Below are 13,663 nucleotides of genomic sequence, written 5' to 3'. Positions count from 1 at the left end.
CATCATGAATCATCGATCGCGCGCCGCCGCAGCCTCGCACCGCGCGATCCACGTCCTCACCGCTTCATCGCTTCGCAGCCGCGCGCCGCCACGTCGCGCAGAACACGAGCAGCAGCAGCACGCCGATCAGCGCGAACGGCGCCTGCGGGCGCCAGTCGTACAGCGCCGTGCCGACGAGCGGCGCGACGATCATGCTGAGCCCCTGCGCGGCCGACATCGTGCCCGCGCACGCGCCCTGTTCGCGCGCGTCGACGGCCGCGCTCGCGAGCGCGGAGACCGCCGGAAACGACGCCCCCATCCCGAACGCCGCAACGAGATACCCCGCGCAGACGACCATCGGCTGCGCAGGCTCGACGAGCAGCACCGACGCGAATCCCGCCGCGCTCGCGAGCGCGCCCCAGCGCAGCCATTGCAGCGGCGCGACGCGCGGCAGCCGTGCGACCGCCGATTGCATCGCGATCAGGCCGAGCCCCGCGCAGCCGAGCGCATAGCCGACGACGACGGCCGCGCGCTGCGCATCGACGCGCAACTGATCGATCACGTAAAACCCGAGCGCGCTGTTCGCGATCGCGATGACGCTGTACAGCGCCATCGCGCTGAGCCACGGCATCCGGATTCGCGCGTCGGTCATCCTGAGCCGCGGCGGCGCACCGCGCACCTCGCGCGGACGTGCGTCGTCGAGGCGGCCCAGCCCCGGCAAGCCCATGAGCGGCAACAGCGCGAACACGGCGAGCATCGCGGCAAGATCGAAACGTCCGATCCAGCCGGCGAGCGGCGGCGCGATCACCATGCCGATCGCGCCCGCCGCGCCGAAGCGCGCCATCGTCGCGGCGCGCCGCTGCGGCGCGGTGCGGTCCGCGATCCACGCGGTCGCCGCGACGGGCAGCCCCGCGAAGCACCCGCCCATCGCCGCGCGCGCGACGAAGAGCGCGGCCAGGTTCAGCGCGAGCGCCGGCACCGCGTGCGCGCCGTCGCGCAACGCCCACCACACGTAGCACGCGAGCAGCAGATAAAACGCGACGAAGCCCGTGATCGCCGCGCGCATCACCGGCACGCGGCCGCGAACGTCGGCGGCGCGCCCCCAGCGGCGCGCGGTCGCGATCCAGACGACACCGACGACGGCGATCGCCGCGCCGATGTGCGACGCCTGCAGATGCAGCATCCGCGCGAGCGGCGCCGCGATCGCGACGAACGCGTAGTTGCCCGCCATCATCGTGAAGTTCGCGACAAGGAGCGGCATCAGCGGCAAGCCGGCGCGATCGGCGGCGGCGGCCGGAGTTTCAGCGGAAGTCGTGGACATGTGGCTCCTGTTGGTTCGATGAATGAATGCGCAACGCGCGCCGAATGCGTCAGCGGCGCGCGACGTGAGCGGCAAGACGCGCGCGCGCGGCGAGGAGCGCCGCTTCCGTCGCGTTCCAGCCGAGGCAGGGATCGGTGATCGAGCAGCCGTAGCGCAGCGCGTCGACGCCGTTGTCGAGCGACTGCCGGCCTTCCTCGAGAAAGCTCTCGAGCATCACGCCGCGAATCGAGCGGTTGCCCGCGCAGATCTGCTCGACGACGTCGTCGAGCACCGCAACCTGCCGCGCATGCCGCTTGTCGCAGTTCGCATGCGAGCAATCGACGACGACGTTCGTCGGCAGCCGGCTCGCGCGCAACGCACGCTCGGCCGCCGCGACGCTCGCGGCGTCGTAGTTCGGCCCGTCGCGGCCGCCGCGCAGCACGAGGTGCGCATACGGATTGCCGTCGGTGTGCAGCACGACGGGATAACCTTCGTCGTGCATGCCGATGAACGCATGCGGCCGCATGCTGCTTTGCATCGCGTGAATCGCGATCTCGACGCCGCCGTCCGTGCCGTTCTTGAATCCGACCGGCATCAGCAGCCCCGACGCCATCTCGCGGTGCACCTGCGATTCGGTCGTGCGCGCGCCGATCGCGGCCCAGCTCACGAGGTCGCCGAGGTAGTGCGGCGTGACGAGATCGAGCGCCTCGATCGCGGCCGGCAGCCCGAGCGCGTTCACCTCGCACAGCAGCCGGCGCGCGGTCGCGAGCCCTTCGTCGATGCGGTGGCTGCCGTCGAGGCGCGGATCGTTGATGAGCCCTTTCCAGCCGACCGTCGTGCGCGGCTTCTCGAAGTACACGCGCATGACGACGCAAAACACGTCGCGCACCGCGTCCGCGAGACGCGCGAGACGCAGCGCGTAATCGAGCGCCGCCTGCGGATCGTGGATCGAGCACGGCCCGACGATCGCGAGCCAGCGCGGATCGCGCTGCTCGAGAATCGCCTGCACTTGCCGCCGGCCCGCGTCGACGGTCGTCTGGATCGTCGGCGAAAGCGGATAGCGGCGGCGCAGCGCGGCGGGCGTCGGCAGCCGCATGCCGACCCGCTGCCGCGCGACGCCCGCGAGCGATCCGGCCACGCCGCCGTTCGGGTACAGGGTGATGTTTTTCATAAGCGGATAGCCAGAGAAGTGAAGGAGCCGTCGCGCGCGTGTTCGCCGCGCGGCGCCTCGCGCATCACGCGCCGAGCGTCGCGCCGCCGTCGACGCACAGGCTGTGCAGCGTCACGTGGCGCGACGCGTTCGACAGCAGGAACAGCACGGCCGACGCGACATCGTCCGGATCGGCGATCCGGCGCAGCGGAATGCCCGTGCGATACGCGGGCAGCGAGCCGTCGATCACCGCGTCGACGCTGCGCTCGTCGGTCCAGAGCTGACGCTGCATCTGCGTATCGGTCGAGCCGGGCGCGACGACGTTGCAGCGAATTCCGTGTTCGGCAAGCTCGAGCCCGAGGCATTTCGTGAACTGATGCGCGGCCGCCTTCGACGCCGCATAGGCCGCCATCCGCATGCGCGGCACGAGCGCCGCGTTCGAGCCGACCGTGACGATGCTGCCCGCGCGGCGCGGGATCATCCGCTGCGCGACCGCGCGCGACAGATGGAACACGCCGTGCGTGTTGACGGCGAAGCTGTGCGCCCAGTCGTCGTCGCCGAGCGTGCGGAAATCGGCAAGACGCAGGATGCCCGCGACGTTCGCGAGCATGCCGATGGGGCCGAGCGTCGCGTCGATGCGATCGACGGCCGCGCGCACCGCGTCGGCATTCGCAACGTCGACGTCGAACGGATGAATGCGCGCGCCGGCCGATTCCGCGTCGGACGCGAGTTGCGCGAGCGCGTCCGCGCGCACGTCGAGCGCCGCGACGACGATGCCGCGCGCGGCGAGCGCGCGGGCGACCGCCGCGCCGATTCCTTGCGCGGCGCCGCTCACGACGGCGACGCCCCCGGGAAATTCGGTGAAGGTGCTGCTCATCGGATCAAGCTCCTGAAAAATCGTCGAATTTGTGCGCGTTCGCGTGAAGGCGCTCGGCAAGCGCCGCGCCGATCTCGGCCATCGGCGCGGGATCGGACATCCCGTCGTGCGAGCACGCGAGCACGCGGCATGCGAGCGCGCCCGGCCGCAGATGCGCGCTCCACGCGGCGGGAGTCGGCACGTGCGCCGGATTGCGCGCGGCGCGAAACAGCAGCACGTCGCCGTCGTAGCGCGGCGTCTCGCTTGCGCGGAAGAGCCGCATCTGCCGCAACACCTGATCTGCATGCGCGTCGAGCTCAGGCGCGCCGAGCGCGGCGAACGCGCTGTTCGCGCGCAGGAGCCGCTGGCGCAGCACGTCGTGCGCGACGCCTTCGGTGTCGAAATCGCCGTTCACCGTGAGCAGGATCTGCAGTGCGTCGCGCAGCGTCGGCATCGGATGCGCGGCCCACGCGGACGCGGGATAGCTGTCCATCAGCGCGAGCAGGCCGACCGCGTGCCCGGTGCCGCGCAGCTTCGCGGCCACGCCGTGCGCGAGCGCGCCGCCCAGCGACCAGCCGAGCAGGTGGTACGGCCCGTCGGGTTGCAGCGCGCGCACGCGGGCCGCGTAGCGCTCGATCAGCGCATCGAAGTCCTGCGCGCCGCGCGTCTCGTCGACCGACAATTGCAGGCCGTGCACGGTCACGTCCGGCAGATGGCGCGCGACGCGCAGATAACCCCATGCGAGGCCGTCGGCCGGATGCAAGCAGATCAGCGCCGGCGCGTCGGCCCGCCCTGCCTGGATCGCAAGCGAAGGCGCGAACGCATCATGAGCGGTTTGCGGGCGGTGGTAGGCGAGCGGCGCCGTCAGCGCCTGCGCGAGCGAACGCACGGTCGCGTGGCGGAACAGCATCGACACCGGCACGTCGCGGCGCAGCTCGATCGCGAGCTGCGCGGCCGCCTGGATCGCCTGCAGCGACTTGCCGCCCAGATCGAAGAAGTTCGACGCGCCCGTGAGCGACACGTCGCCGAGCACTTGCCGCCAGACCTGCATCACCTGCCGCTCCAGCTCGCTCGCGCCGGCATCGCCGCCGGCGGCATCCGCGCGGCGCTGCGCCGCACGCGCCAGCAGCGCCTTGCGATCGGTCTTGCCGTTCGGATTGCGCGGCAGCGCGTCGAGCACATGCCACCCATCGGGAATCGCCGGCGCGGGCAGCGATTGCGCGAGCAGCGCGCGCAATGCGTCCACGTCGCGTTCGCCGACGACGAACGCCGTCAGCGTGCAGACGCCCGCGCCGCGCGCGACAGGCACGACAGCCGCCTCGCGCACGTTCGGCATCCGAAGCAACAGGTTTTCGATTTCGAGCGGCTCGATGCGCAAGCCGCTGATCTTCACTTGATGATCGACGCGGCCTGCGAAGCGCAACTGAGCGTCGCGCCATTGCGCGAGATCGCCCGTTCGATATGCTCGCTCGCCCGTATCCGGCAGCGCGACGAAACGCGCGGCGGTCAGCTCGGAATCGTTCAGATAGCCGAGCGCGAGCGCATCGCCGACGAGCACCAGCTCGCCGACGCGCCCCACCGCGACCGGATACAGCCGCGCGTCGACGATGCGCGCGTCGACGCCCGGACGCGGCAGGCCGATCGGCACGGCCTCGCCCGCGCGCCAGACCGCTCCCGGGCCGCCGACGCGCGCGGCCGTCGCGATGATCGTCGCCTCGGTCGGCCCGTACGTATTCAGCAGGATTTGCCGCGGCAGCAGCTCGCGCCAGCGCGCGATCCGCTCGGGCAGCGCGGCCTCGCCGCCGACGATCGTCAGCCGCACGCCGCCCAGCCGGCGCGCGGATTCGGCGTCGAGCGCGTGCGCGAGCACGTGCCAGTACGCGGTCGGCAAATCGAGCACGGTCACGCCGAGACGCTCGACCGCGGCGGCGAACGTCGCGACCGAATCAAGCATCGCGTCGTCGCGCAACACGAGCGTCGCGCCGCGACAGAGCGTGACGAAGATTTCTTCGAGGCTCGCGTCGAAATGCAGCGGCGCGAACTGCAGCACGCGATCGGCCGGGCCGACGCCGTACAGCGCGCGCGTGCTCGCGACGAACTGCGCGAGCGCGCGGCGGCCGACCAGCACGCCGTTCGGCTTGCCGGTCGAGCCGGACGTATAGAGCAGATAGGCCGGATGCCGCGGATCGGGTTCGACGCCCGATGCCGCGGCCGAATGCGCGATGCGCGCGGCGTCGGCGTCGGCGTCCGACGCCGCGGATGCTTCGCATGCGCCGGCTGCATCGGCTGCATCGATCTCGTCGAGATCGACCGCCGTCGCCGCACCTGCGTCTTGCCGCCATCGCGCATGCGTCAGCACGAGATCGGGCGCGGCGTCCGCGAGCACGCTCGCCGTGCGTCGCGCGGGGCCGTCGGGATCGATCGGAACGAACGCACCGCCGGTCTGCAACACCGCGAGCATCGACGCGATCGCATCCGGCGAGCGCGGCGCGAGTATCGCGATCCGGCTGCGCGCGTTCGCGCCGTGCCGCACGAGCGCGGCGGCGATCGCATCGACGCGCGCGAGCAGCATCCGGTAATCGATTCGCGCGTCGCCCGCTTCGATCGCAAGCTGGCTCGGCGCGCGCTCGGCCGCTCGCCGCACGAGCGCGAGCACGTCGGCGACGGGCTCGGCGAGCGGCTCGCCGCGACAGATCGACGGCGGCGGCAAATCGTGCAGCAGCGGCATGAGCGGCGCATCGGGCTCGTGCGCGGCGAACGCGAAGAGCCAGGCGGAGAGGCTGTCGGCGAGCGCCGACATGCGCGCGTCGTCATACGCGTTCGGATTCGCTTCGAGCGTGACGCGCCATGCGCCGTCGCGCACGACGAGCGTCACGTTCAGATCCTTGACGGGACCGCCGCTGACCGCCTGCGTATCGCTCTTCAATCCGGCGAACGCGATCCGCCGCTCGAACGGCATCAGATTCACCGCCTGATTGAACAGGAACGTGTTGTGCTCGAGCAGCCCGAGATCGCCGCGAATCCAGCCATAGCGGTAGTACAGGTGCGGCCGGATCGCGCGCAGACGGCGAACGGCGTCGGCCGCGAGCGTGCGCGGCGTCGCATCCGCGCGCACGTGCACGCCGAACGGCACGATGTTCATCGCCATGCACGGCACGTTGAGCGCGGGCGTGCCGAGCCGGTTCATCACCGGCAGGCCGAAGGTCAAATCGCGCTGCCCGCTCTGCTTGCCGAGCCACACGCCGATCGCGGCCAGCATCCACGCGGTCCATTCGGCGCCCGCACGCTCGGCGGCCGCGCAAAGCGCGCGGACCTGCTCCGGCGCAAGCGTCAGCACGCGGCGCAGCGCCGTAGCGCCGACATCCCGCTTCGGCGCGATCTCGGCGGGCGCGGGCACATTGCGCAGATGTTCGATCCAGAATGTCTGGTCGCGCTCGAAGCCGCCTGTCTCTCGATACGCCGCTTCGGCCGCGACGACGCGCTCGACGTTCCAATCGGGCAGCGCGGGCGGCGGCGCTCCCGCGACGCGCGCGTTGTAGCGCGCCGCGACCGCCTGCTCGATCAGGCTGAAGCCGAACCCGTCGATCGCGATGTGATGGATCTGCAGATACCACCAATGGCGCTGCGGCGACAGCCGAAGCAGCGCGGTGCGATACAGCGCGTCCGACGTCACGTCGCAGCACACGGACAGCGACGCCTGCATCCACGCGCGCGCGGCCGCCTCGGGGTCGTCGTGCGCGGCGAAATCGACGACGCGCAGTTGCGCGCGCTCGGGGCGACGGTGCTGCCACAGCGCGTCGTCGGCCCACTCGAAGCGCATGTGCAGCGTATCCGCGCGATCGAGCACGGCTTCGACGCTGGCGGCGAGCGCGTCGACGTCGAGCGCGCCGACGAGCTCGATCGTCTCGGCCGTCAGATAGCCGGGGTCTTCCGGGTCGACCTGCTGCGCGACCCAAATGCCGTATTGCGCGGACGTCGCGCGCATCCGTTGACTCGTTTGCTGCATGGAGCGTTGTGCGGAAAGAGAAAAGGAACGCGGCGCGCGTCAGGCGCGCCGCCAGTCGACGGCCAGTTGCTTGTTGCGCGCCATCAACGCGAGATGCTCGTCCATCACGTACTGGATCTGTTCGAGCTTCTCGATCGAATCGGCCTCGCAGCGGATGCTGAGCACGTCGTCCGTGCGCAGCACGTGGCACTTGCCGTACGGAAAATCGATCGCCGCGCGATGTTCGTCGAACGCGACCGGAATCTTGATCGCGTAGTGCTTGCACATCTTGAACAGCACGCGATCGGCCTGCGGCACCGAGACTTCGGCGGTGCTGACGAGCAGCGCGTCCGACGGCGCGTTCGTATCGGGTTGTCGCATCGTCGTTCTCCTCGTCATGCGGCCACTCGGTCCGCGCGTTGCAGCAGTTGCGACCATGCGGCGAGCGTCGGCGCTTCGGCGAGCTGCACGAACGATACGTCGCGCCCCGCCTGACGCCACGTCTCGACGAGCGTCATGATCCGCACCGAGTCGAGCCCGTGGTCGAGCAGATTGTCGTGCGGCTGAAGGTCCGCCGCGGCGATCCGCAGCATCCGCGCAACCTGCGTCGAGACGGCCTCGATCGAATCCGGCTCGGCCTCGGCTCGCCGGTCGTCGGCGATCTCACGCGCGAGCGCGACCTTGCCGCAGCGCCGCGCGACGTAATCGAGCGCCATTCGATGCTCGCGCGCGGAGAAATCGGCGAGCGCATCGGCGACGAAGAACGGTTCGATATCCTTCATGAATGCTTCGCACGCCGTCATCAGGCAGCCGATGTGCGCATAGACGCCGCAGATCACGAGCTGGTCGCGCCGCGCGCCGCGCAGCATCGATTCGAAATCCGAACGTTGAAAGGCGCTATAGCGCCACTTGTCGAGCACGATGTCGCCCGGCGCGGGCGCGAGCGCCGCGCAGATCGACGCGCGCTCGGGCTGCGCGGTGAGCCCCGGCCCCCACATGTCGGTCAGCAGCCCGCGTTCGGCGGCCGCCTGTCGCGGCAGCTGCGCGGTGTAGTACACCGGCATGCCGTTCGCGCGCGCGAAACCGATCAGGCGGCGCACGTTTGCGATCGCATCGGGAATCGGCGCCGCGTCGCGATCGTAGAAGTCGAGAAAGTAGTCCTGCATGTCGTGCACGAGGAGCGCCGCGCGCGCGGCGTCGAAACGCCATGCGGCGCGACTCTCGGGAATGTCCGCCGGCATCGGATAGGAAGGGATTTTCGGAATGGCCATGTCGCTGGTGAAGTTGTTTGGGAACGTCGAGGAATTCGGCGCGCGCAGTCAGCCGACGGCCGCTTCGGCCGCGGCCAGCCGGTTCGCGATGTCGCTGCGCAGCGCTTTCTTGTCGGTCTTGCCGACAGGCGTCTTCGGAAACGCGTCGACGAATTCGATCCGGTCGGGAACCTTGTAGGCGGCGATGCCTTGCTCGCGAAGGAAGCGCAGCAGATCCGCCGCGCGCGGCGCGGGCTCGCCGCCGATCACGTACGCGCAGCTCCTTTCGCCGAGGTACGGATCGGGCATCGCGACGAGCGCCGCGTCGACGACGCCCGGATGCGCGAGCAGCAGATGCTCGACCTCCTCGGCCGCGATCTTCTCGCCGCCTCGGTTGATCTGATCCTTCGCGCGCCCTTCGACGACGAGATGCCCCGCAGCCGTCATCCGCACGCGGTCGCCCGTCCGGTAGAAGCCGTCCGGCGTGAACGCGCGCGCGTTGTGCGCATCGGCGTTGTAGTAGCCGCGAATCGTGTACGGCCCGCGCGTCAGCAGATGGCCCACTTCGCCCGGCGCGACGGGACGATCGTCGTCGTCGACGATGCGGATCTCGTCGTCCGGCGAAATCGGCCGGCCCTGCGTCTGCACGACGACGTCGAGCGGATCGTCGAGACGCGTGTAGTTGACGAGACCTTCAGCCATCCCGAACACCTGTTGCAGCTTCGCGCCGAGTTCCGGCTCGATGCGCCGCGCGAGCGTCACGTCGAATCGCGCGCCGCCGACCTGCACGACGCGCAGGCTCCCGAGCGCCGCGCGTCGCGCCGCCGACGCGGCGAGCCACACGGGAACGAGCGACGGCACGAGCGCGGCGATCGTCGCGCGCTCGCGCTCGATCAGCGCAAACGCGATGTCGGGGCTGCCGCCGTCGCACAACACGACGGTGCCGCCCGCGTACAGCACGCCGAACGTGCCGGGCGAGCTCAGCGCGTAGTTGTGCGCGACGGGAAGCGCGCAGAGATAGACTCCGGTTTCGTCGAGCCCGCAAATGCGCGCGCTCTCGCGGATGCTGTACAGGTAATCGTCGTGCGTGCGCGGAATCAGCTTCGGCGTGCCGGTGCTGCCGCCCGACAGCTGTAAAAACGCGACATCGTGCGCGGCGGGGCCTTCGGGCAGCGCGATCGTTTCGTCGTCGCGCAGATCCGCGAGCGCGACGTGCTCGCCCGCGTCGCCGACGATCAATACGTGCTCGAGCGTCGGCGCTTCCGCCCGCACGGTTTTCGCGAGCGCGCAGTAGTCGAACCCGCCGCGCCGATCCGCCGCGACATACGCGACCGCTTCCGCGTGCCGGCAGAAGTGTCCGATCTCCTGCTTGCGATGCGCGGGCAACGCGAAGACGGGCAGCGCGCCGATCCTGAACAGCGCGAAGACGACCGCGAAGAATTCGACGCAATTCGGCAGTTGCACGACGACGCGGTCGCGCGGACGAATGCCGAGCGCGACGAGCCCACGCGCGACGCGCGTCGCTTCGCTGGCGAGCCGGCCGTACGACCAGCGCGTCTCGCCTTCGACGAGCGCGATGCGCTCGCCGTGCCGTTGCGCAAGCGCGTCGAGCAGTTGTCCGAACGATTGCCCCTGCCAATAGCCCTTGCGCCGGTATTCGGCCGCGACGTCGTCGGGCCACGGCGTCCAATGCGCGAGCGTCATGCGGCGGCCCTCGCGATCGCGTCGGTCGCCGCCGAGCGATCGACGCCCATCGCATCGAGCATCGTGCGGAACTTCGCGGCCGTTTCAGCGAGTTCCGCTTCGGGCACCGAATCGCCGACGATGCCCGCGCCCGCGAAAAGCCGCAGCGTCGCGCCGTGCGCTTGCGCACAGCGGATCGTGACGATCCACTCGCCGTCGCCGCGCGCATCGACCCAGCCGAGCGTGCCCGCATAGAAGCCGCGATCGAACGGCTCGGCGCGCAGGATCGCCTCGCGCGCTTCGCTGCGCGGATAGCCGCAGACGGCGGGCGTCGGATGCAGCGCGAGGGCGAGCGTCAGCGCGTCGGCGCTCGTCTCGCCGGCGACTTCGGTCGACAGATGCCACATCGTCTGCGTATGGACGAGCGACGGCCGCGCGGGCACGGCGAGTTTCTTGCAGAACGGCGCGAGGCTTTCCTTCACCGCATCGACGACGACGCGATGTTCGTCGAGATCCTTCGCCGATTCGAGCAGTGCGTCCGCTCGCCTGCGGTCTTCGACGGGATCGCTGCTGCGCGGCGCGGACCCGGCGAGCGGATTCGCACGCAGCACGCCCTGAAAGCGGCTGACGAGCAGCTCGGGGCTCGCGCCGAGCAGCGTGCGCCCATCGCCGACGTCGACCGAGAACGTATAGCCATGCGGATTGCGCGCGGCGAGCCGTTCGATCAGCGCGCGCACGTCGACCGGTCGCGCGCCCGTCAGCTCGAGCGTACGCGCGAGCACGACCTTGTCGAGATGCCCGGCGCGGATGCTCGCGACTGCTTGCGCGACGGCCGCCGCATATTCGGCGCCCGGCGGCACCGCGCGCGCGTCGTAGTCGTAGGCGTCGTGGCCGCCACGATGCGTGGCGAGCGGCGGCGCTACGTCGGCGAGCGGGCCGCCGCGCCGCATCGCGCGCACGACGCTGAGCGCGGTGGGCCGCTCGACATCGAACGGCACCGCACCGACAACCGCCGCATCGCCGTGCCCTTGCTCGCGGGCGCGCGCGAGCGCACGCTGCACGCGCGCGCCGAGCGGCTCGTCGCCATGCGGCACGCGTTCGACGACGTCTCGCGCGAGCAGCGTATGGCTTGGCGTCGCGAAGAGAAACGGCGCGTCGGGCTCGTACGCGTCGAGCACATTTTGGATAACTGATAAAAATTCCGGCTTGGGAATCGCGTTCACGTTGTGACCTCCGAATTCGAATCGTCTGGATCGACGCGCCGCGTCGCGCGGCGCGTGCGCGTTACATCTCCGCGGTCAGGCTCACCGCGACGCGGCGGCCCTGGTCGACGAGCCAGTTGCCGCTCAGGCCGGTCGCCCGCGTGCGGTCGTCGATCGGCACCATCCGGTTCGTCAGGTTCAGCACCGCGAAATTGACCGAGAAATGCTTGTCGATCCGGTAGCGGCCGCCGATGTCGAAGGTCGTCGTCGACGGCCGTTCGCGCACGCCTTGCGCGCCGTTGCGGAACGCAGCCCAGTATTCGGTGCCGGTGTAGTTGACGTTCGCGTAGAGATCGAGACGCGGCGTCGGCGTCCAGTCGACCTGCACGTTGAATTTGTGCTTCGGCGTCTTGTCGAGCGGGAAGCCGTCGAGCGAACTGCCGTCGAACGCTTTCTCGCCGCTGCCCTCGCGGCGAGATTGCGTGAACGTGTACGCGCCCGAAATCTTCACTTGCTTGGCCACGCGCGCGCCCGCGCCGATTTCGAGCCCGTACAGCTTCACGCGGTCGACGTTGTCGTACACGTAGATGTTGCGGCCGGGCGAACGCGGGTCGGCCACGCCGGAGTCGTAGCTCGCGACCTTGTTCTTGAACAGGTTGTTGAACAACGTGAGGCTCACATGGCTCTCGCCGCGGTCATAGCGAATGCCGAGCTCTTCGCTGAGGCTCGTCTCGGGCTTGAGGCTCGGATTGCCGCAGAGCGTGCCGGGCACCGCGCCCGCCGCCCCGCCCGACGTCATGCAGTAGCCCGCCGTGCTCTGACGCAGCGACGGCGGCTTGAAGCCGGCGGACACGCCGCCTCGCAGCGTGAGCGTCGGGCTCAGCTTATAGACGCCGTACGCGCGCGGGCTCACGTGGCTGCCGTAGCGCTCGTCGTGATCGAGCCGCACGCCCGTCGTCAGCGTGAAACGGCTGTTGAAGAAGTAATCGTTCTCGGCGAAGAGCGCCCACGAATTGCGCTGGATGCTGTCCGAGTTGACGGCGTAGCCCTTGGGCACCGCATCCTGCCGCCCCGCGCCGGACAGCCGCGACCAGATGTGCTGCGCGCCCGCCGTCAGGATGTTGCGCTCACCCCACCACGGCACCTCGACCTTGCCTTCGAGCACGGTGTCGGTGATCGCGGGTTTCACGGGCGACGGCGCGACGGCCGTCCACTGTTCCTGCGTGCCGCGCTCGCCATACAGCGACAGCGTCGAGTTGCCGAAGCCCCAGCGGCCGTTGTGCGTAATGCCCCAGTAGTCGCGCACGTGCCGCGTCTCGACGATCGTCGTCCCGGCCGTGCCCGGCTTCGCAGGCGCGAGGCTCTTGCCCGGCGTGCTCAGGTAGCTGAACTGATCGTGGCCCGCGTTCAGCGTGATGTCCTGGTTGCTCGCGGGCTTCGCGGTCAGCTTCACGTCGAAGCTCGCGGCGCGCTGCCCGTTCGCGCCGCTCGTTGCGCTTTTCGGATAGTAGATGTCGTCCTCGCTCCGATGCAGCCCTCGCCCCGACACCTGCAAGCCGAGCACGTCGCTCTTCAGCGGGCCGCCGATCCAGAAATCGACGCTTTGCGTGTCGCCCTGATTCGACTCGAGCTGGAACACGCCGCTCGCGGTGACGGTGCCGCCCCAGCGCTTCGGCACCTTGCGCGTGATCACGTTGATCACGCCGCCCATCGCGTCGGCGCCGTACAGCGACGACATCGGCCCGCGCACGACCTCGATCCGCTCGATCGCGGAAAGCGGCGGCAGCAGATTGCTCTGCACGCCGCCCGTACCCCGGTTCATCGTCTCGCGCGTGTTCTGGCGGCGGCCGTCGACGAGGATCAGCGTGTATTCGCCGGGCATGCCGCGAATCGAGATGTCCTGATCGTTCGGCGACGCGCCGACGACGCTCACGCCTTCCACTTTGCCGACGATGTCGGCGAACGACGTGTACGGCTTCGCCTCGATGTCTTCGCGGGTGATGACGGAGATGCTGGCGGGCGCCTCTTTGATCGCCTGCTCGCGCTGGCTGGCGGTGACGACGATCGCCTTCAGCGCGGCCGCATCCTCGGCGGGCGCGGGCTCGGCGGCCGGCTGCGCCCATCCGGCGGACGTCCCCATCAAATACAAGGCGGCGGCGACCGCCGGCTTCAACGCAAGGCCTGGAACATGACTCGACATAACGGCTTTCTTGATCGACAAATGGAATTGATTCTCATTTCCATTATCAATGACGAAA

General features: G+C 69.9%; 9 protein-coding genes. All 9 read right to left on the bottom strand.

The annotated features are described in order from the left end of the window. Nucleotides 1–64 precede the first annotated feature (64 nt). The 9 genes from WT60_RS01650 to WT60_RS01610 all read right to left on the bottom strand — a co-directional run bounded on the left by WT60_RS01650 (nt 65) and on the right by WT60_RS01610 (nt 13,605). On the bottom strand, nt 65–1,300 hold the full coding sequence (locus WT60_RS01650) for an MFS transporter (protein WP_052145051.1): 1,236 nt from the start codon (nt 1,298–1,300) through the stop codon (nt 65–67). Nucleotides 1,301–1,349: 49 nt separating this feature from the next. After that, nucleotides 1,350–2,450 carry a 3-deoxy-7-phosphoheptulonate synthase gene (locus WT60_RS01645; protein ID WP_059645555.1) on the bottom strand — a complete coding sequence of 367 codons (1,101 nt, stop codon included), beginning with the start codon at nt 2,448–2,450 and terminating at the stop codon, nt 1,350–1,352. Nucleotides 2,451–2,514: 64 nt separating this feature from the next. Then, nucleotides 2,515–3,306, bottom strand: coding sequence for a 2,3-dihydro-2,3-dihydroxybenzoate dehydrogenase (locus tag WT60_RS01640; RefSeq protein WP_038746687.1), 792 nt, complete (start codon nt 3,304–3,306; stop codon nt 2,515–2,517). A 4-nt stretch (nt 3,307–3,310) separates the two neighbouring features. After that, a complete protein-coding gene (locus tag WT60_RS01635; RefSeq protein ID WP_236860851.1) occupies nt 3,311–7,270 on the bottom strand; it encodes an amino acid adenylation domain-containing protein in 3,960 nt (1,319 codons plus the stop codon). Nucleotides 7,271–7,330: 60 nt separating this feature from the next. Further along, a complete protein-coding gene (locus tag WT60_RS01630; protein ID WP_052145050.1) occupies nt 7,331–7,651 on the bottom strand; it encodes a DUF2218 domain-containing protein in 321 nt (106 codons plus the stop codon). 14 nt (nt 7,652–7,665) lie between these two features. Continuing rightward, nucleotides 7,666–8,541 carry an isochorismatase family protein gene (locus WT60_RS01625; protein ID WP_038746681.1) on the bottom strand — a complete coding sequence of 292 codons (876 nt, stop codon included), beginning with the start codon at nt 8,539–8,541 and terminating at the stop codon, nt 7,666–7,668. 48 nt (nt 8,542–8,589) lie between these two features. Further along, nucleotides 8,590–10,224: a (2,3-dihydroxybenzoyl)adenylate synthase gene (locus WT60_RS01620; RefSeq protein ID WP_059582656.1), complete on the bottom strand. Its 1,635-nt coding sequence runs from the start codon at nt 10,222–10,224 to the stop codon at nt 8,590–8,592. Beyond that, a complete protein-coding gene (locus tag WT60_RS01615) occupies nt 10,221–11,426 on the bottom strand; it encodes an isochorismate synthase (protein WP_060355709.1) in 1,206 nt (401 codons plus the stop codon). Before WT60_RS01615 ends, WT60_RS01620 begins: the two co-directional genes overlap by 4 nt. Nucleotides 11,427–11,487: 61 nt before the next feature. Further along, nucleotides 11,488–13,605: a TonB-dependent receptor gene (locus WT60_RS01610; protein ID WP_038746675.1), complete on the bottom strand. Its 2,118-nt coding sequence runs from the start codon at nt 13,603–13,605 to the stop codon at nt 11,488–11,490. Nucleotides 13,606–13,663: the final 58 nt, after the last annotated feature.

It is taken from the genome of Burkholderia sp. MSMB617WGS, assembly GCF_001532025.2.
Classification (GTDB): Bacteria; Pseudomonadota; Gammaproteobacteria; order Burkholderiales; family Burkholderiaceae; genus Burkholderia; species Burkholderia savannae.
Note: the sequence above shows the minus strand (reverse complement) of the source record. Positions and strands in the feature narration are given on the sequence as shown.

What these genes read in the sequence shown, in the direction of transcription:
- WT60_RS01650 (WP_052145051.1), bottom strand. Translation starts at nt 1,300, where the DNA reads ATGTCCACGACTTCCGCTGAAACTCCGGCCGCCGCCGCCGATCGCGCC.
- WT60_RS01645 (WP_059645555.1), bottom strand. Translation starts at nt 2,450, where the DNA reads ATGAAAAACATCACCCTGTACCCGAACGGCGGCGTGGCCGGATCGCTC.
- WT60_RS01640 (WP_038746687.1), bottom strand. Translation starts at nt 3,306, where the DNA reads ATGAGCAGCACCTTCACCGAATTTCCCGGGGGCGTCGCCGTCGTGAGC.
- WT60_RS01635 (WP_236860851.1), bottom strand. Translation starts at nt 7,270, where the DNA reads ATGCGCGCGACGTCCGCGCAATACGGCATTTGGGTCGCGCAGCAGGTC.
- WT60_RS01630 (WP_052145050.1), bottom strand. Translation starts at nt 7,651, where the DNA reads ATGCGACAACCCGATACGAACGCGCCGTCGGACGCGCTGCTCGTCAGC.
- WT60_RS01625 (WP_038746681.1), bottom strand. Translation starts at nt 8,541, where the DNA reads ATGGCCATTCCGAAAATCCCTTCCTATCCGATGCCGGCGGACATTCCC.
- WT60_RS01620 (WP_059582656.1), bottom strand. Translation starts at nt 10,224, where the DNA reads ATGACGCTCGCGCATTGGACGCCGTGGCCCGACGACGTCGCGGCCGAA.
- WT60_RS01610 (WP_038746675.1), bottom strand. Translation starts at nt 13,605, where the DNA reads ATGTCGAGTCATGTTCCAGGCCTTGCGTTGAAGCCGGCGGTCGCCGCC.